Source organism: Oerskovia enterophila (assembly GCF_044748475.1).
GTDB classification, from domain to species: Bacteria; Actinomycetota; Actinomycetes; order Actinomycetales; family Cellulomonadaceae; genus Oerskovia; species Oerskovia enterophila.
In genome coordinates this window covers 1,067,532-1,084,877 of the sequence record NZ_JBIVFZ010000002.1, presented here as the reverse complement: position 1 = coordinate 1,084,877, position 17,346 = coordinate 1,067,532, and the positions used below count along the sequence as shown (strand labels likewise).

The window sequence follows — 17,346 nt, the reverse complement described above, 5'->3', positions numbered from 1 at the left end:
GCCTCGGGGGCCGTGGGGGCCCCGGGGCCGGGGACCTCGGGCGCGGCGCCGACCTCACCCCCCCCCGGGCCGTCCCGGGCCCCCCCGATATGTGTGTAGATGCCCCTGATCCACGCGGATCAGGGGCATCTACTCACTTCTCGGCGCAGGCGGCTCGCGTTTCCCGTGCCCGAGACCCCTTGCGCTCGACCGCTCCTCCTGGCAGGCTACAAAGTAGTTTGTAGCGCAAACCACGACCGTCGTGGTGACGAAGGAGCCCCCTGTGCCCGACCAGAATCCCGACCAGACCGCCGGACCCGTCCAGGAGCCCGACGACGACCTGCCGCTCGACCCTGCCGAGAGCCTGCGCCTCATCGCGGCCCAGCAGGAGAAGGCCAAGGACGTCGAGCCCGACGGTCGAGTCCTCTACGGGGTCTGGGGGCTGGCCTGGCTCCTGGGCTACACGACGCTCTACGTGAGCTCGCAGCGCACGGCCGACGCCGCGGGGGCGGTGACCGGACCGACCGGGGCGGGCGGCGCCGTCGGGCAGCCCGAGCCCTGGGCCTTCCTCGCCTTCAGCTTCCTCATCGTGAGCGCCGTGGCGATCACGATCGTGCACATCATGACCCGCGTGAGCGGGGTGCGCGGGGCGAGCGCCCGCTCGGGCGCGCTCTACGGCTGGGCCTGGTTCATCTCGTTCGCCGCCATGAGCATGGTCCTGGGCGGCCTCGCCCGGGCGGGAGCGAATCCCGAGGTCATGGCGCTCGCGAGCAACTCCCTGTCGTGCCTGGTGGTCGGGATCATGTACCTCGCCGGCGGGGCCATGTGGCAGGAGACGCGCCTGTACGTCCTGGGCGTGTGGATCCTGCTCGTCGCCGGGGCCGCGACGATCGTGGGGCAACCAGGCCTGTACCTCGTCATGGCCGCCGCGGGCGGCGGCGGGTTCCTGCTCATGGCGCTCGTCGAGCAGGTGCTGCGTCTGCGGACCCGGCGCCGGATCGCGGGAGGCGCCCGTGCCTGACGTCGAGCTCGACCCGGTCATCCATGCCCAGTCGCGCCTGCGCGTCGTCGCGACGCTCGCGGCCCTCGGCGCGGGCGACCAGATCGCGTTCCCCAAGCTCCAGAAGCTCCTCGACATGACCGCGGGCAACCTGTCGACGCACCTGCGCAAGCTCGAGGACGCCGAGTACGTGACGGTCACCAAGACCCACGAGGGCCGCACGCCGGCCACCTACATCAGCCTGACCCCTCGGGGGCGCCGCGCCTTCGAGGTCTACACCGAGTCCCTGAGCACGCTCCTGAGAGGAGCCGGATCGTGAGCACCCAGCACTCAGCCGCCAGACAGGAGGCCCCGCCGGCCACCGCTCGTCCCGCCGTGCGAGGAGGTTCGGCACCTGGCGGGTCCCTCGTGTCTGCGCAGCACGTGACCCGCCGCTTCGGCGACGTCGTCGCTCTCGACGACGTGACCCTCGAGGTCGGGGCCGGCGAGCTCGTGGGCCTCCTGGGCCCCAACGGCGCCGGGAAGTCGACGCTGCTCTCGCTCGTGAGCGGGCAGCGCAAGCCCGACTCGGGCGTCGTGCGCCTGTTCGGCGGCAACCCGCGCGACGCCTCGTCCCGGCAAGGGCTCGGCCTGACGCCGCAGGAGACCGGGCTGCCCGCGACGCTCAAGGTGCGCGAGGTCGTCGACTTCGTCGGCAGGCACTACGCGAACCCCGTGCCCACGGGGCAGCTGCTCGAGCAGTTCGGGCTGTCCGAGCTCGCCGGGCGCCAGACCGGGGCCATGTCCGGCGGGCAGAAGCGGCGGCTCGCGGTCGCGCTCTCGCTCGTCGGGCGGCCCCGGGTCGTGCTGCTCGACGAGCCCACCACGGGGCTCGACGTCGGGGCGCGCCAGGCGTTGTGGGCCGCGATCCGCGAGTACCACGAGGGCGGCGGGACCGTGCTGCTCACGAGCCACTACCTCGAGGAGGTGCAGGCGCTCGCGCAGCGCGTCGTCGTGATCGACCAGGGCGTGGTCAAGGCCGACGACACACTCGACGCGATCCTGCGCCGCGTCGGGCTGCGACGCGTCGTCGTGCGCAGCACCGCGGACCTGGGGACCGACCTGCCGGGCGTGGTGCGTTCGGAGCGGACCGCTGAGGGCGGTGCGGGGGGCGCCGGGGGAGCCGGCGGATCCGGTGGGGCCGTCGCGGTGGAGAGCGGGGCCGGGGGCGCGGGAGCCGCGGGCGCGGGAACCGGGGGCGCCGGAACCCCCGCCGACGGCTGGCGCTACGAGCTGTACACGGCCGACGCCGACGAGCTCGTCCGCACGCTCGTGACCTCGGGCCTGCCGTTCCACGGGCTCGAGATCCGGGGCGCGAGCCTCGAGGAGGCGTTCGAGCAGATGGTCGCGAGCGGCCCTGCGGGTGGTGCTCCTCCGGGTCGCGCACCCGGGACCGGCCGGCCGGCCCGCGCCGCCCGCCCGACGAGCGCCGAGTTCGGCGGGCCCGACGCGACCCCCTCCCGCGGTGACGCGGGAACCCCGACGGGCGTGGCGCCGTCGGGCACCCTGGACCGGACCTCCGAGGAGGAGAGCGCGCGATGAGCACCCTCGACGCAGTCACCACGACCCCCGGCGTGAGCGGGCGTCCGCCCAGCGCCGCGACCCTCACCTGGATCCACCTCAAGTACCAGTTCCTCGAGACCGTGCGCGTGCCCATCGCGGTCCTCGGGAACCTGCTGTTCCCGGCGCTCGCGATGTTCTTCTTCGTCGTGCCGCAGAAGGAGGTCGCGGACAACCCCGTCGCGGCGACCACGGCCGTCGCGTCGCTCGGGCTGTTCGCGATCTGCTCCGCGAGCCTGTTCACGTACGGGCTGGGCGTCGCGGAGGACCGGGCGCTGCCGTTCGACCCGTTCCTGCGCTCGCTGCCCGCGGGTCCCGCGCCGCGCATGATCGCGCGCATCCTCAACGGCGGGATCTTCTCGCTGTTCGGGCTCGTGCCGCTCATCCTCATCGGGTGGTTGCTGACCGCGGCCACCGTGACGTGGTCGCAGCTGCTCGCGGGCGTGGGCACCGTGCTGCTCGTGTCGGTGCCGTTCGTGCTGCTGGGCATCGCGATCGGGTACTCGCTCTCGGCCAAGGCCGCGCTGCCCGTGGTGCAGGTCATCCTGTTCCCGCTCGCGTTCGCGGGCGGCCTGTTCCTGCCGCCGTTCCTGTTCCCGCCGTGGCTCGACACGATCTCGATGACCACCCCGACGCGTGCTGGTCGAGACCTGCTGGTCCAGGCGCTCACGGGCGAGCCGGCGTACGCGCTCGCGTGGGTCGTGCTGGCGGGGTGGACCGTGGTGTTCGCGGTCCTGGCGGTGTGGGCGTACCGGCGGGACGAGGGGCGCCGGTTCAGGTAGCCCTCTGGGGGCTGACGTGGTGCTGACGTGGTGCCGACGTGGTGCTGACGGGGTGCCGACGAGGTGCTGACGTGGTGCCGAGAACGAGGTTGCGGTCGCTATCCACCGGACAGCGACCGCAACCTCGTTCTCGACAGCGCGGAACCTCGTGCTCGGCCGGGCACGCGGTCCGTGCCGACCGATGGGCAGTCCTCCCCGTTGAGCCGCGCTGCCGTGGCCGCTACTGTTCCCAGGCGGTGGTCGCCGGACCGCCACGACGAGAGGTGGAACCCGTGGCGTGGTGGGAGGACGAGAAGCCGAGCCTGGCCGACCAGCTCGCTGACTCGAGCAGGCCGACGAGGTCGGCTTCGCGCTACACGACCGATCACTCGCGCAGCTGGGGGACGGTGCCGCTGTGGCTGCTGCTCGGGGCGGCGATCACGGTCGTCGGGGGTGCCGTGCTCTGGTCCTCGCAGTCGGCCGTGACGGTCTGCCTCGGCGTGACGGTGCTGGCGCTGGGGCTGTTCTACCTGAGCCAGTACGGCGTCCTGGCCTTCTACGCGCTGCAGGTCGGCCGGCTGCGCGATCGGCGGACCGCGGCAGCGCTCGCGCACGAGCCTCCACCGACACTGACCGACGACGACGTCCGCCAGTTCCACGTCCCCGTCCGCCCCTCCTTCGCCGGTCCTGCGCGCCTGGGGCTCCTGGACCCGGGGGAGGGCCCGACGCCTCCGGCGATGCGCGTCGCCCGGATCGTCGGGGGCTCCTGCACGGCAGTCTTCATGGTGGGGGCGGTCGCGACGATCGTGGCCGGCTGGGCGTCGTAGTCCTGACCGGCACCGTCGAGCCCTCTCCAGGTGCCGAGAACGGGGTTGGGGGGGGGTTGGGGGGGGGGAACACCCCCCCCCCCCGGGGGCCAGCGCCGGACCCCCGGGTCCACCCCCCCCCCCCCCGTCCCCCCCACCCCCGCGCCACACACGGGGGGGGCCGGAGTTCGCGGGCCAAACCCCCCCCCAACCCCGTTCTCGACTGCGCGGAACCTCGTGCTCAGCCCGCCGAGCGCAGCCGCAGCGAGTTCCCGACGACGAGCACCGAGCTCATGGCCATCGCCGCCCCCGCGATCATCGGGTTGAGCAGGCCCGCCGCCGCGAGCGGGATCGCCGCCACGTTGTAGGCGAAGGCCCAGAAGAGGTTCTGCTTGATGATGCGCAACGTCTGGCGCGAGAGCCGGATCGCCGTCGCGGCCGAGCGCAGGTCGCCGCGGACCAGCGTGATGTCGCTCGCCTCGATCGCGACGTCGGTGCCCGTGCCCATGGCCAGCCCCAGGTCGGCGCCGGCTAGTGCCGCGGCGTCGTTCACGCCGTCCCCGACCATCGCGACGACCCGACCTTCGGCGCGCAGGCGTGCGACGACGTCGACCTTGTCCTGCGGCAGGACCTGCGCGATCACGTCCTCCTCCGCGATGCCGACCTGCCGGGCGGCGACCCGCGCCGCGCCCGCGTTGTCGCCCGTGAGGAGGAGGGGGCGCAGGCCCAGCTCGCGGAGCTCGGCCACGGCCTGGGCCGAGGTCTCCTTGACCGGGTCGCGCAGGACCAGGACGCCCTGGGCGGTGCCGTTCCAGGCGACGACGACGGCGGTCGCGCCCGTGGACTCGGCCTCGTCGAACGCGCGGCGCAGGTCGGTCCCTGCGGTGCCGGGGCGAGCGTCGTCCTCGGGGCTCGGGGGCTCCGAGGCGTCGAACGTGATGCCCTGCTCGGCGAGCCAGGACGGGCGTCCGACCAGGACCCGCTGCGCGTTGAGCGCTCCCGTGGGGGACAGACCCGAGTGCGCGGTGCGGACCAGGCCGCTGACCCCGCCACCGGGAGAGCTCACGAAGTCGAAGACCTGCGCGGAGCCGATCACGACGCCGTCGGCCCCGGTCTCGAGACCCCCGGTCTCGACCCCCGCCACGGACGAGTTGTCAGAACTAGGCCGGGGGATGGCCCGGTGTGCTTCTGACACCTGATCGGGGGAGGCCGCGAGAGCCGCTGTCCCGACCTGCTCTGCGACGGTACCGCCACCGGCCGGCGCCTCAGGAGCAGCCGAACCCGGTCCGACCCCCGCGACCCGCGCCGCGGCAGCCGCGACGGCCTGCGCGATCGGGTGCTCGCTCAACTCTTCGACCGCGCCGGCGAGGCGCAGGGCGTGGTGAGCGGCGCCGTCGGGCCCCTCGCTCGGTGAGCCGGCAGCAGCCCGCGCCGCCTCCGACCCCAGGTCGAGCGAGCCCTCGCGCGTGACCACGCGCTCGAGCGCCATGCGGCCCTGCGTCACGGTGCCGGTCTTGTCGAGCACGATCGTGTCGACGCGGCGCGTGGACTCGAGGACCTCGGGTCCCTTGATGAGGATGCCGAGCTGCGCGCCCCGGCCCGTCCCGACGAGCAGGGCGGTCGGCGTCGCGAGCCCCAGCGCGCACGGGCACGCGATGATCAGCACGGCCACGGCCGCCGTGAAAGCGAACTGCGTGCTCGCCCCCGCGAGCAGCCACCCGCCGAGCGTGAGCACGGCCAGGACCAGCACGATCGGCACGAACACGGCCGAGATGCGGTCCGCGAGGCGCTGCACGGGAGCCTTGCCCGTCTGCGCCTGGCTCACGAGGCGCCCGATCTGGGCGAGCGTCGTCTCCTCGCCCACGCGCGTCGCGCGGACGAGCAGGTGGCCCGAGGTGTTGACGGTCGCGCCCGTGACGTCGTCGCCCGGCGTCACGTCGACGGGCACGGGCTCGCCCGTGAGGAGCGAGGTGTCGACGGCGGAGCTGCCCTCGACCACGACGCCGTCGGTCGCGACCTTCTCGCCCGGGCGGACCGTGAACAGGTCGCCCTCGCGCAGGGTCGAGACGGGCACGCGCTCGGTCACACGCTGGCCGTCGGGGCCGGTCGTGACGCGCTCGGCGTCCTTGGCGCCCATCGCGAGGAGAGAGCGCAGCGCGTCGCCGGCCTTGCGGCGCGAGCGGTGCTCGGACCAGCGGCCCGCGAGGAGGAACGTCGTGACGACGGCGGCGACCTCGAAGTAGAGCTCGGGCATCGCTGCATGCTCGCGCGAGGGCAGCAGCGAGACCGACATGCGCATGCCGATCTCGCCGGCACCGCCGAGCAGGAGCGCCCACAGCGACCACAGGGTCGCGGCGATCACGCCGATCGACACGAGCGTGTCCATGGTCGACGCGCCGTGGCGGGCCGCGCGGAAGGCCGCGGTGTGGAAGGGCCACGCGCCCCACGTCACGACCGGCAGGGCCAGCGCCGTGACGACCCACTGCCACCCCGGGAACTGGAGCGCCGGGATCATCGAGAGCAGCACGACGGGCAGCGTGAGGACCGCGGCGACCTTGAGGCGGCGGCCGAGGTCGGCGCCACGGTCGCGCGTGGGGGCCGAGGTGTCGGTCGCGGCCGGGGCCGCGTCGGGCATCGGGCGAACCGAGGGGCTCGCCGGTGCGGGCTCGGCCGCGGCGGGCGTCGAGGTCCCGGCTGCGGGAGCAGCCGGAGCAGCAGCGCCGACACCAACCCCGGCCCCGGCCGCAGGAGCGCCCGACACCACGCCGCCGGTGGGCGCGACAGGCTCAGCGACGGGCGCCGCAGCAGCCGCCGCCGCGGCAACCGCTGACGCGGCGACGCGCCGGCCCGTAACCGCTGACGCGGCGACGCGCCGGCCCGTGACCCGCGCCTGGTAGCCCGCCTTCTCGACCGCTGCGACGAGCTCGGCGTCGGTCACGTCGTCGGGCAGCACGACGTGCGCGCTCTCGAGCGGCAGGTTCACGGTGGCCTGGGCGCCGTCGACGCGGTTGAGCCGCTTCTCGACGCGCGCGACGCACGACGCGCACGTCATGCCCTCGATCGCGAGGTCGACCTCGACGAACGTGGGGCCGGCGGTCAGGCCGGTGGGGGTGGTCATGGTTGCTCCTGGGAGGTCCGGTGGTGCGTCCGGCGGGTCTCGCCGGGTGGGGTTCTCCGTCGCGGGCCCGCTGTTCGCGGGCGGGGGACGGTGGGGGCGCTCCACGCGCTGTCGCGGGTCACGGTGTGCGACCGTCGGTCCAGCGGGCGGCGTGGCCGAGGCGTCGGCACGCGGCATGCGGGTGGAGCGGTGCCCGACGGCGGAGCGTGGGCCGGGCGCCCGGCCGGTGCTCCGTCGTCGGGCGGGTCGAGCGGTCAGGACGTGCGTGGGGCTGGGGCCTCACGGGCGCTGAAGCACCCTGCGCGGATCAGTTGTCAGAACGTGGCCGGTGCATGGACCGGCGTGGTTCTGACAACTGATCCGTGGCGACGGGAGCGTCAGGCCTGGGGGACCTGGAGGTCGTACGTCTTCACGGCCGGGGCCGCGTCCGCCGCGGAGTCCGTGCCGCAGCCGCAGCCACAGTTGTGCGCCTTGCGGTCCGCCGCCTGCTCGGCCGACTGCGCAGCCTGGGCGTCGAGCTGGACCTCGTAGCTCGTGACCTCGTAGCCGGCCTCGTCCACGGCCTCGCGCAGCGCGGCCTCGTCGAGCGGGTCGTCCGAGAACACGGTGACCTCGGAGGCCCCGCCGACGTTCAGGTCCACGCTGATGTTCTCGACGCCGGCGACCGCGCCGACGTCCTTGGTCACGTGCGAGACGCAGTTGCCGCAGGTCATGCCGGTGACGCCGAGGGTGGTGACGGTGCTCATGGGTGCTCCTTGAGAGGGGGTGGGTGTCAGCTGCGGACGAGTCGGGCGATGGCCTCGGACGCCTCGCGGACCTTGGCGGCGCCCTCGGCCTCGGAGGACCGGGCGGCGTCGACGACGCAGTGGCCGAGGTGGTCCTCGACGAGTCCGATGGACACCGCCTGGAGAGCCTTGGTCACCGCGGAGACCTGGGTGAGGATGTCGATGCAGTAGACGTCCTCGTCGATCATGCGGGCGATCCCGCGGACCTGGCCCTCGATGCGGCGCATGCGCTTGAGGTAGGCCTCCTTGTCGGAGGCATATCCGTGCGGGCCGGTGTGGGCAGGGGCAAGACCCGGCTCGACCGGGTGCTGGGTGGTCGTGTCGCTCATGCTGGGCCTCCGTGTTCGCTCTCGCAGATACCCCTACTGGGTACCACCCTCCAAGGTACCCGGGAGGGGTATCCCCTTGTCAAGGGGCCGAAGGTCCCGCGCAGGCAGCCCGTGCCCCCGGCCGCGCACGCGCAGCCCGCCCTCTGCGACGAATGCGACGTTCGCCACGACATAGTGCCGTTTCGGGTGTTCGATGAGAACCGAACAGCCCGCACGGACGGTGCTCCAGCGTTCCTGGCGGGACTCGACCCGACGTCAGGAGCCCACCATGACAACGCAGGACCCGATCCTCACAGCCTTCTCCTCCGCCGCCAAGCAAGTCTGGTACTGGCCCGTGATCCGCGGCGTGATCGCGATCCTCTTCGGCATCGTCGCGCTCGCGTGGCCGGAGATCACGGCCGTCGTCTTCATCTGGATCGTCGCGATCTTCACGCTCGTCGACGGCCTGTTCGAGATCGTCGAGGGCATCCGTCGCCGGGGGACCGGCGGCACCGCAGCGCTCGTCACGGTCGGCCTCGTGAGCGTCGCGGTCGGCATCGTGCTGCTCGTGTGGCCCGGCAAGACCGCCGAGGTCCTCGTGTGGATCGTGGGTCTGTGGGCCGTGGTCCTCGGGATCTTCCAGGCGATCGCGAGCATCGAGCTGCGCAAGGTCCCCGGCAGCGGCTGGGGCTGGGGAGTCTTCGCGGGCCTGCTGTCGCTCGTGTTCGGTCTGCTCGTGCTCTTCAACGTCGGCGCGGGCGTCGTGTCGATCGTCTGGATCCTCGCGATCGTGGCCCTCGTGTGGGGCATCTCGCTCATCGCGTTCGGCTTCCAGATCCGCAGCCTCGGCAAGAAGGCCGGTCAGGTCACCTACTGACCGGCTCCCGTCGGTCGAGCCCCCCTCGACCGGCGGGACCGCCTGCCGCGCCGTGCACCACGGCGCGGCAGGGCGTGAGGTGAGCGGCGGGGGGGGGGGCCGGGGGCGGGGGCGCCCGCCCCCCCCCCGGCCCCCCCCCCCCCCCCCCCCCCCCCCCCCCGGGGGGGGGGGGGGGGGGGGGGGGCGGGGCGGGGGGGGGGGGGGGGGCCGCCCCCCCCCCCCCGCCGCTCACCCACCAGGCACCCTCACCCCGCGCCCGGGCCGGGCGTGCAGGGCTCAGGCCGTGGCTCGCGCTGCGGCCTTCGCTCCGTCCGGGAGCGCTGCGAGGATGCGCTCGACCGCGGCGTCGTCGTGCGCCGACGACACGAACCACGCCTCGAAGACCGACGGCGGCAGGTTGACCCCGGCGTCGAGCATCGCGTGGAAGAACGCCTTGTAGCGGAACGCGTCCTGGGCCTGCGCCTGGGCGTAGTTGCGGACCCCGGCCGCGGCGGCGAAGTCGCCGAACATGATCGAGAACAGGTTGCCCGAGCGCTGCAGGCGGTGCGCGACACCCTCGGCGGCGAGGGCCGCGCTCGCGGCGTCCCCCACGACCTGCGCGACGTGGTCGACGCGCGCGTACACGGCGGCGTCGGCCAGGCGCAGCGTCGCGAGGCCCGCCGCGACCGCGACCGGGTTCCCCGAGAGCGTGCCCGCCTGGTAGACCGGGCCGAGCGGCGCGAGCTGGTCCATGATCGAGGCCGGTCCGCCCAGTGCCGCGACGGGCATGCCGCCGCCGATGACCTTGCCGAACGTGAAGAGGTCGGGCGTGTACTCGGGGAGGGCGCCCGCGGCCAGGCCTGACTCCAGGCCCCACCAGCCGCTCGGACCCACGCGGAAGCCCGTGAGGACCTCGTCGAGGATCAGCAGCGCGCCGTGCGCGGACGTGATGCGGCGCAGGCCCTCGTTGTAGCCGGGGGCCGGCGGGACGATCCCCATGTTCGCCGGGGCTGCCTCGGTGATGACCGCGGCGATCTCCGAGCCCCGCTCGGTGAACGCGCGCTCGACGGCGTCGAGGTCGTTGTAGGGCAGCACGAGGGTCTCGGCCGCACTGGCCTCGGTCACGCCGGCCGAGCCGGGCAGCGCGAGCGTCGCGACGCCCGATCCCGCCTCGGCGAGCAGCGAGTCGACGTGCCCGTGGTAGCAGCCCGCGAACTTGATGATCAGGTTGCGGCCCGTGAAGCCGCGCGCGAGGCGCACCGCGGTCATGGTCGCCTCGGTGCCCGTCGAGACCAGGCGGACGCGCTCGGCGGCGGGGACCCGACGACGGACCTCCTCCGCGAGGTCGACCTCGCCCAGCGTCGGGGCGCCGAACGACAGTCCGCGTGCCGCAGCGTCCTGCACGGCCGCGACGACTGCTGGGTGCGCGTGGCCCAGGAGCGCGGGACCCCACGAGCACACGAGGTCCACGTACTCGCGGCCCGTGACGTCGGTGACGTACGCGCCACGCGCGCTCGCGATGAACCGCGGGTCGCCGCCGACCGAGCCGAAGGCCCGCACGGGCGAGTTCACGCCGCCGGGGATCGCGCCCTGGGCGCGCACGAACGCCTCGTGGTTGTCGTGGAGGGTGGTCGCGTGCGCCGGGGAGCCGGCGGGGTGGATCGTCATCGGTGTCACCGAATCCATTCTGCGATCTCGAGGGCCCAGTAGGTCAGGATGATGTCGGCGCCCGCGCGCTTGATGCCGAGCACGGACTCCAGGACGGCGCCGCGCCGGTCGATCCAGCCGTTCGCGGCCGCGGCCTCGATCATCGCGTACTCGCCCGAGACCTGGTAGGCGGCGACGGGGACGTCGCTGCGCTCGGCCACGGCCGCGAGCACGTCGAGGTACGAGCCTGCGGGCTTGACCATGACCATGTCGGCGCCCTCGGCCAGGTCGAGGTCGGCCTCGCGCAGGCCCTCGCGGAAGTTCGCGGAGTCCATCTGGTAGGTGCGGCGGTCGCCCTGGAGCGTCGAGTCGACGGCCTCGCGGAACGGACCGTAGAACGCGCTCGCGTACTTGGCGCTGTACGCCAGGATGCTCACGCCCGCGTGCCCGGCGTCGTCGAGGGCCTCGCGGATCACGGCGACCTGGCCGTCCATCATGCCCGACGGCGCCACGACCTCCGCGCCCGCCTCGGCGAGCGCGCGGGCCATCGAGGCGTAGCGGACGAGGGTCGCGTCGTTGTCCACGACCAGGTCGCCGTCCGGGCCGGTCGTCAGGACCCCGCAGTGCCCGTGGTCGGTGAACTCGTCGAGGCACAGGTCGGCCATGACGACCGGTCCCGGTCGGCCCGTGCCGGCAGCGGCGTTCCGGGCGGCGTCGCGCGCGATGCGGACGGCCCGGTTGAGGATCCCGTCGGGGGCGTCGGCCTGCGAGCCGGTCGCGTCGCGGTGCTCGGGGATGCCGAACAGCATGACGCCGCCGACCCCGGCCGCGGTGGCCCGTGCGACGGCCTGGGCGAGGCTCGCCTCGGTGTGCTGCACGATGCCCGGCATGGACCCGAGCGGCTTGGGCTCGGTCAGGCCCTCCTTGATGAACAGGGGGAGCACGAGGTCGGCGGCGTGCAGCCGGGTCTCGGCGACGAGCCGGCGCATCTGCGGGGTCGAGCGCAGGCGGCGGGGACGGATCACGGGAGGTTCCTGCCTTCTGTGGGGGATGGGTTGTCAGAGCTGGGCCGGGGTATGGCCCGGGTCAGTTCTGACAACTGGTCGAGGGGTGCCGGGGACGTGGTGCCGGTGGGAGCCGGGTCGGGGGACGTGGGGGTGCCGGTGTGAGCTGGCGCGGGGGACGGGACGGTCCTGCTGCGCCCCGGGCCCACCGGGCCCACCGGACCCGCCGCTCCCGCTGGCCCTGGCCCCGCGCCGAGAGATTCGTTGTCAGAACTGACCCGGGGGATACCCCGGTGTGCTTCTGACAACTCGGCGCCGACGCGCAGCACAGCACCGGCCAGCGCCTCGTCGGTCGCCTTCTCGGCCACGGCGTCGATCCGCAGCCCGACCGCGTGCGCGGCCTCCGCCGTCGGCTCCCCGATCGCGACCCCCGCGACGCGGGGGTCCACGCCGAGCTGGGCCGCGACCTCGCGCGCCACGCTGCCCGACGTCAGCACGACCACGTCGACCGCCCCGGCCCGCCACGCCTCGACGACCTCCGGGGAGAGCGCGTGCGACACGGTCCGGTACGCGGTCACGACGTGGACGTCCCAGCCGCGCTCGCGCAGGCCCTCGGCCATGGTGGGCTTCGCGAGGTCGCCCTGCGGCACGAGCACGCGCCGCGACGAGGTGCTCGCCGACGAGTCGTCAGAAGTGGCCCGGGGTTCCGCCCGGTGTGCTTCTGACAACTGATCGGTGAGCGCGTCGAACGCCGCGAGCAGACCGCGCGCCGAGTTCACGGTCGCCTCGAGGTCCACGTGGACGCCCACGGCCTCGAGCGCGCGCCGCGTCGCGGGCCCGACCGCAGCCCACCGCGTGCCAGGACCCGCGGAGTCGGCAGCGCCACCGGTTCCCGCAGGTCCGGCCAGCGCGGCGAGGTCCAGTCCGCGGCGCGCGGCGCTCGCGGTCAGCTCGTCGATCGCGTTGACGCTCGTCACCACGACCCACGCGAAGGCGCCGTGCGCGAGGTCCGCGACGGCGGCGTCCATCGCTGCGGTGTCCTCGATGGGGGCGCGCTCGATCGCCGGGCTCACGAGCACGGTCGCACCCTGCGCGCGCAGCCGCGCGGCGAGGGGCTCGGCTCGCTCGGGCGAGCGCGGCACCAGGACGGTGTTACCGGTCAGCGCCCCGACGGCGCGGGCCGGTCCGGAGGTGGCCGGGTCGTGCGCCACGGGCACGTCCCCCTGCCCGACGGCGCCACTCGCCGCGGGAGCGTCGGTGTCCGTGGGAGGGGCAGCGTCGTCCGGCCCGACGGCGTCGCTCACCGCGGCGGGGCGGGCGGGAGTCTCGGAGGAGGTGTCCGCAGCAGGCGTGGCCGGGCGTGCCGGCACGGGCGGCAGGTCGCGCCCGCGCTGGGGGTCGCGCAGCCGGCCTGGCATCAGCGCTGCTCCGGGCCCACGGGGGCGTCGGTGCCGCCGACCGTGAGCTCGTCGTCCTCGATACCGCCGGTCGGCGCCGTACCCGGGGCCCAGAGCGTGGGCGCCTCGGCCCGAGCGAGCGAGCCCCCGCCAGGACCGGTAGCGCGCAGGGGCGCGAGCTCGGCGGCCCCGCCGGCCAGGAGGGCGTCGGCGACCTCGACGCCCAGGCCACGGGCCAGCGCGTCGTCGGCGCGGGGCACCCCACCGGTCGTGTCGGCCGAGCGTCCGGCTCCACCGGCGACCGGTGGCAGCGCGACCCGGGCCGAGTGCGTGAGGACCTGCCCGCCGTCGAGCCGCGCGACGACGGCCGAGAGATGGAGCTGGTCGTCCTCGACCACGGCGTGCGCCCCGACGGGTGCCGCGCACCCGGCCTCGAGCCGGGCGAGCAGCGCGCGCTCGGCGAGGACCGCGAGGCGGGTCGGGAGGTGGTCGAGGCCCGCGACGACCTCGGCGAGGTCGAGGGGCTGGCGCGTGCCGCCGTCGGGCAGGAGGTCGAACGACGCGAGGGGAGACAGGTCCGCGGTCCGGACCTCGACACCCAGGGCCCCCTGCCCGGGCGCGGGGGCCATGACGCGCACGTCGATGACCTCGGAGACCGCGTCGAGCCGGCCCAGGCGCGAGAGCCCCGCGTAGGCGAGGACGACCGCGTCGAGGTCCGCGTCGGGGCCGAGAGCGCGCGCGAGGCGCGTGTCGACGTTGCCGCGGATGTCGAGCACGTCGAGGTCGGGGCGGACCGCGAGGAGCTGGGCCGCGCGGCGCGGGGACCCGGTGCCGACCTTGGCGCCGCGCGGCAGGGTCGCGAGCGTCCAGCCGTTCCGGGCGCACAGGACGTCGCGCGGGTTCTCGCGCTCGGGCGTCACGAGGGTCAGCCCCTCGGCAGCGCCGGTCGGCAGGTCCTTGAGCGAGTGGACCGCGACGTCGCAGCGGCCGTCGAGCAGGGCCTCGCGCAGCGCGGTCACGAACACCCCGGTGCCGCCCATCGAGGCGAGCGAGCCCGAGCGGACGTCGCCCTCGGTGCGGATGCGCACGATCTCGACCGGATGCCCGGTCAGGTGCTCGATGCGTCGTGCGACGAGTCCCGTCTGGGTCGTCGCGAGGGCGCTGCCACGGGTTCCGACACGAATGCTCACGCTCCTAGTCTCCTCTGCCCGGAGGCATTGTCGAAATGCGCGTGAACCGGTGCGGCGCGGCATTCTGCGGAAAGGAGGCGCGAGTGACATCGACCTGACGCGAGGTCAGAACAAAGAGACGAATTGTCAGGACGTTTGTCGCAGGAATGCGGAAGGCTGCGGTGCCGTCCGCATCGCCCCCGAGGATCAGAGCTGCTCGGCGCAGTCCTGGGCGTGCCCGACGATCGCCGCGAGCCCCGTGCCCGCGATCCAGCCACCCGTGACCCCGAGCCCGTCGACGTGCGAGACCCGCTCGACGAACGCCGCGACCTCGCGCCGGTAGACGGGCGTGGGCGGGGGGAGCGACCCGTTCCAGCGCGTCGACAGGTGCTCGCGCACCTTGCCGTCGAGGTCGACCCCGAGCAGCACCGAGGCGTCGCGCACGACCTGGTCGAGGGTCGGCTCGACCGTCTCGCCGATGCGCCCGTAGCTCAGGCGCACCACGTGGTTCCCCGGCCCGACGGCGCCCGCCACCCGGGCGGCCAGCCACGGCCACTTCGCGGTCGAGTGGGTCAGGGCCTTGGCCTGGACGGGGTCGTGCGCGCCGGCCCGGTGGTTCTCGTCGCGCGTCGACCAGGTGCGGGGCTTCGGCGCGACCAGCAGCCCGCTGCCCCGTGGGGCCGCGTCGAGCTCAGGGGCCTCGAGCAGGAGCGTCACGAGACGGATGTCCGCACCGGGCTCGGGGTCCGGCACCGGGTCGGCCGTGCGGCCCGCGAGCGGGGACACCAGGTCGACGACCGCGGGCGTCGTGACCAGCAGGCGCGGGGCCCGGAAGGTCGTGGGACCCCCGGGACCCTCGGCCTGGACGCTCCACCCCAGGTCGCCGTCACGGTCCAGCGCGACCACCTCGTGGCGCACGAGCAGCACCCCCGCCGGGCCCGCGCTCCCGGCGGGAGCCCCGCCGTCGGGCACGTCGCTCGTCACGGCGAGCGTTAGCTCCTCGACGAGGCGGTGCATGCCGCCCTCGATGCCGCGCACCGCAGAGCCCGCCGGGGCCTGGGCGCGCATCGCGGCGACCGCCCGGGTCAACGAGCCCTCGCGGGCGTAGGCCTCGCGCAGGCCCGGGGCCACGGCATCGACGTCGAGACGTTCGAGCGGCGCCGAGTGGACGCCCGCGGCGACCGGCGCCACGAGACGTTCCGCGACGCGGCGTCCCAGGCGCGAGCGCGCGAACGTCTCGAGGTTCTCCTCGTCGACCCATCGGCGCGGCTTGATCCGGTCCATGCCCGCGCGCAGCGCACCGGGCCAGCCGACCGCGCGGCGCACGTCGGCCGCGAACGGGTGCGCCGGGATGCCCATGATCCCGGCCTTCGGCAGCGGGAACGCGCGGCTCGCGGCGTAGCCCCACGCGCTGATCGGGGCGGGCTCGACGACCGTCAGGCCCAGGTCGGCGACCAGGTCGCCCACGGCGGACCCGCGGGCCGCGAACGACTCGGCGCCCACGTCGACCGACAGGCCCGTCGAGCCCAGCTTGTCGCCGTGCACAGGGCCGCCCGGGCGGTCGGCCGCTTCGAGGACGAGGACGCGCAGGCCGCGGCGGCGCAGGGAGCGCGCGGCGGTCAGGCCGGCGATGCCCGCGCCGACGACCACGGCGTCGAACGTGGAGGAGGAAGGGCCGGACGATCCATCAGCAACGGGGTGCACACGTCAAGTGTGCCCCCGCTGCGAGGGTGTGTCAGACCGTGCGGGACCCCGGGGTCACGCGGGTTCCGACACGTTCCGGACGGAATGGACGAGCTCGACGACCCGGGTCAGGACGGTCGGGTCGGTCTCGGGCGGCACGCCGTGGCCGAGGTTCACCACGTGCCCGGGGGCAGCGCTCCCACGGTGCAGGACGTCGCGGACGTGCGCCTCGAGCACGGGCCACGGCGCGGCGAGCAGCGCCGGGTCGATGTTGCCCTGGATCGGCACGTACCCCCCGAGGGTCGCCGCGGCCTCGTCGAGCGGCGTGCGGTAGTCCACGCCCACGGTCGGGTGCGTCACACCGGCCTCGGTGAGGGAGTCACGCATGGCCCCGAGCAGGTGCCCGGTGCCCGTCCCGAAGTGGATCGCCGGGACGCCCAGGTCGCTGACCTGCGACAGCGCGACCGTGCTCCCCGGCTTGGCGCCTGTGAGGTAGTCCTCGCGCGACAGGCTGCCGGCCCACGAGTCGAACAGCTGGGCGGCGCTGGCCCCGGCCAGGACCTGGGCGCGCAGGAACGCGCCCGTGATCTGCGCGGTCCACGCCGTCAGGCGGGCCCACGACTCGGGGTCCGCGTGCATGAGCGTGCGCGCCGCGAGGTGGTCGCGCGAGGGGCGCCCCTCGACCAGGTAGGCCGCGAGCGTGAACGGCGCGCCCGCGAACCCGATGAGGGGCGTCGAACCGAGCGCCGCGACCGTGAGCGCGACGGCCTCCGTCACGGGCGCGAGCGACTCCGGGGTGAGCTCGTGCTCGACGAGGCGAGCGACGTCGTCGGGCGTCCGGTAGGCCTGCCCCATGACCGGACCGACGCCCGGGACGATGTCCACGTCGACCCCCGCGAGCTTGAGCGGGATGACGATGTCCGAGAAGAAGATCCCCGCGTCCACGCCGTGGCGGCGCACGGGCTGGAGCGTGATCTCGCTCGCCAGGTCCGGGCGCAGGCACGAGTCGAGCATGCCGATGCCCTGGCGCAGCTCGCGGTACTCGGGAAGGGACCGACCGGCCTGCCGCATGAACCACACGGGTGTGGTTTCCGGGCGGTCGCCGCGCAAAGCGCGCACGAGGGGAGAATTCGTCGTCCGGCCGTCGACGAGAGGGTGGTTGTCTGAAAGCGCGGTGAACGTCACAAGAACCGATTCTGCCGTGCGCGGGGAGGAATGATTCAATCGGAGCACT

The 17,346-nt window shown here is 74.5% G+C and carries 15 protein-coding genes; 6 read left to right on the top strand and 9 right to left on the bottom strand.

Translation table 11 applies throughout. From position 1 onward, the window contains the following. Positions 1-262: 262 nt before the first annotated feature. The 5 genes from ACIPWA_RS09340 (at position 263) to ACIPWA_RS09320 (ending at position 4,166) form a co-directional block, all read left to right on the top strand. A complete protein-coding gene (locus ACIPWA_RS09340) occupies positions 263-1,000 on the top strand; it encodes a hypothetical protein (protein ID WP_400289635.1) in 738 nt (245 codons plus the stop codon). Beyond that, complete coding sequence (locus ACIPWA_RS09335; RefSeq protein WP_056644484.1) at positions 993-1,298, top strand: transcriptional regulator; 306 nt, start codon at positions 993-995, stop codon at positions 1,296-1,298. Before ACIPWA_RS09340 ends, ACIPWA_RS09335 begins: the two co-directional genes overlap by 8 nt. Positions 1,299-1,387: 89 nt before the next feature. Then, the gene (locus ACIPWA_RS09330; RefSeq protein ID WP_400289633.1) at positions 1,388-2,560 is read left to right on the top strand and encodes an ABC transporter ATP-binding protein; all 1,173 of its coding nucleotides are present in this window, start codon (positions 1,388-1,390) and stop codon (positions 2,558-2,560) included. Then, a complete protein-coding gene (locus ACIPWA_RS09325) occupies positions 2,557-3,360 on the top strand; it encodes an ABC transporter permease (protein ID WP_400289631.1) in 804 nt (267 codons plus the stop codon). The genes ACIPWA_RS09330 and ACIPWA_RS09325 overlap by 4 nt, the downstream gene beginning before the upstream one ends. Positions 3,361-3,632: 272 nt before the next feature. Continuing rightward, positions 3,633-4,166 carry a hypothetical protein gene (locus tag ACIPWA_RS09320; protein WP_400289629.1) on the top strand — a complete coding sequence of 178 codons (534 nt, stop codon included), beginning with the start codon at positions 3,633-3,635 and terminating at the stop codon, positions 4,164-4,166. Positions 4,167-4,386: 220 nt separating this feature from the next. On the opposite strand, the gene ACIPWA_RS09315 is transcribed toward ACIPWA_RS09320, so the two are convergent. The 3 genes from ACIPWA_RS09315 to ACIPWA_RS09305 all read right to left on the bottom strand — a co-directional run bounded on the left by ACIPWA_RS09315 (position 4,387) and on the right by ACIPWA_RS09305 (position 8,377). Then, positions 4,387-7,263: a heavy metal translocating P-type ATPase gene (locus tag ACIPWA_RS09315; protein ID WP_400289628.1), complete on the bottom strand. Its 2,877-nt coding sequence runs from the start codon at positions 7,261-7,263 to the stop codon at positions 4,387-4,389. Positions 7,264-7,640: 377 nt separating this feature from the next. Then, on the bottom strand, positions 7,641-8,009 hold the full coding sequence (locus tag ACIPWA_RS09310) for a heavy-metal-associated domain-containing protein (RefSeq protein ID WP_068625024.1): 369 nt from the start codon (positions 8,007-8,009) through the stop codon (positions 7,641-7,643). Positions 8,010-8,035: 26 nt separating this feature from the next. Next, a complete protein-coding gene (locus ACIPWA_RS09305) occupies positions 8,036-8,377 on the bottom strand; it encodes a metal-sensitive transcriptional regulator (RefSeq protein ID WP_082608341.1) in 342 nt (113 codons plus the stop codon). A 268-nt stretch (positions 8,378-8,645) separates the two neighbouring features. Between ACIPWA_RS09305 and ACIPWA_RS09300 the strand changes: the two genes are divergently transcribed. Beyond that, entirely contained in the window at positions 8,646-9,233 is a 588-nt protein-coding gene (locus tag ACIPWA_RS09300; RefSeq protein WP_056644498.1) for an HdeD family acid-resistance protein, read from the top strand. Positions 9,234-9,509: 276 nt separating this feature from the next. Here ACIPWA_RS09300 and hemL read toward each other — a convergent pair whose 3' ends face one another. From hemL to hemE, 6 genes are all read right to left on the bottom strand, one after another. After that, positions 9,510-10,880 (bottom strand): glutamate-1-semialdehyde 2,1-aminomutase, encoded by a 1,371-nt coding sequence (gene hemL / locus ACIPWA_RS09295; protein ID WP_400289625.1) that lies wholly within the window; start codon positions 10,878-10,880, stop codon positions 9,510-9,512. A 5-nt stretch (positions 10,881-10,885) separates the two neighbouring features. After that, the gene (gene hemB, locus ACIPWA_RS09290) at positions 10,886-11,848 is read right to left on the bottom strand and encodes a porphobilinogen synthase (protein ID WP_400289681.1); all 963 of its coding nucleotides are present in this window, start codon (positions 11,846-11,848) and stop codon (positions 10,886-10,888) included. Between the two features lie 32 nt (positions 11,849-11,880). Next, entirely contained in the window at positions 11,881-13,281 is a 1,401-nt protein-coding gene (locus ACIPWA_RS09285; protein WP_400289623.1) for a uroporphyrinogen-III synthase, read from the bottom strand. Continuing rightward, positions 13,281-14,450, bottom strand: a complete 1,170-nt coding sequence (gene hemC, locus ACIPWA_RS09280) for a hydroxymethylbilane synthase (RefSeq protein WP_400289621.1) — start codon at positions 14,448-14,450, stop codon at positions 13,281-13,283. The genes ACIPWA_RS09285 and hemC overlap by 1 nt, the downstream gene beginning before the upstream one ends. Before the next feature lie 186 nt (positions 14,451-14,636). Then, complete coding sequence (locus ACIPWA_RS09275) at positions 14,637-16,133, bottom strand: protoporphyrinogen/coproporphyrinogen oxidase (RefSeq protein WP_400289620.1); 1,497 nt, start codon at positions 16,131-16,133, stop codon at positions 14,637-14,639. A 54-nt stretch (positions 16,134-16,187) separates the two neighbouring features. Continuing rightward, a complete protein-coding gene (hemE, locus tag ACIPWA_RS09270; RefSeq protein ID WP_400289619.1) occupies positions 16,188-17,297 on the bottom strand; it encodes a uroporphyrinogen decarboxylase in 1,110 nt (369 codons plus the stop codon). Between the last annotated feature and the right edge of the window lie 49 nt (positions 17,298-17,346).

What these genes read in the sequence shown, in the direction of transcription:
- ACIPWA_RS09305 (WP_082608341.1), bottom strand. Translation starts at nt 8,377, where the DNA reads ATGAGCGACACGACCACCCAGCACCCGGTCGAGCCGGGTCTTGCCCCT.
- ACIPWA_RS09315 (WP_400289628.1), bottom strand. Translation starts at nt 7,263, where the DNA reads ATGACCACCCCCACCGGCCTGACCGCCGGCCCCACGTTCGTCGAGGTC.
- hemB (WP_400289681.1), bottom strand. Translation starts at nt 11,848, where the DNA reads ATGCGCCGGCTCGTCGCCGAGACCCGGCTGCACGCCGCCGACCTCGTG.
- ACIPWA_RS09285 (WP_400289623.1), bottom strand. Translation starts at nt 13,281, where the DNA reads ATGCCAGGCCGGCTGCGCGACCCCCAGCGCGGGCGCGACCTGCCGCCC.
- ACIPWA_RS09310 (WP_068625024.1), bottom strand. Translation starts at nt 8,009, where the DNA reads ATGAGCACCGTCACCACCCTCGGCGTCACCGGCATGACCTGCGGCAAC.
- hemL (WP_400289625.1), bottom strand. Translation starts at nt 10,880, where the DNA reads ATGACGATCCACCCCGCCGGCTCCCCGGCGCACGCGACCACCCTCCAC.
- ACIPWA_RS09325 (WP_400289631.1), top strand. Translation starts at nt 2,557, where the DNA reads ATGAGCACCCTCGACGCAGTCACCACGACCCCCGGCGTGAGCGGGCGT.
- ACIPWA_RS09300 (WP_056644498.1), top strand. Translation starts at nt 8,646, where the DNA reads ATGACAACGCAGGACCCGATCCTCACAGCCTTCTCCTCCGCCGCCAAG.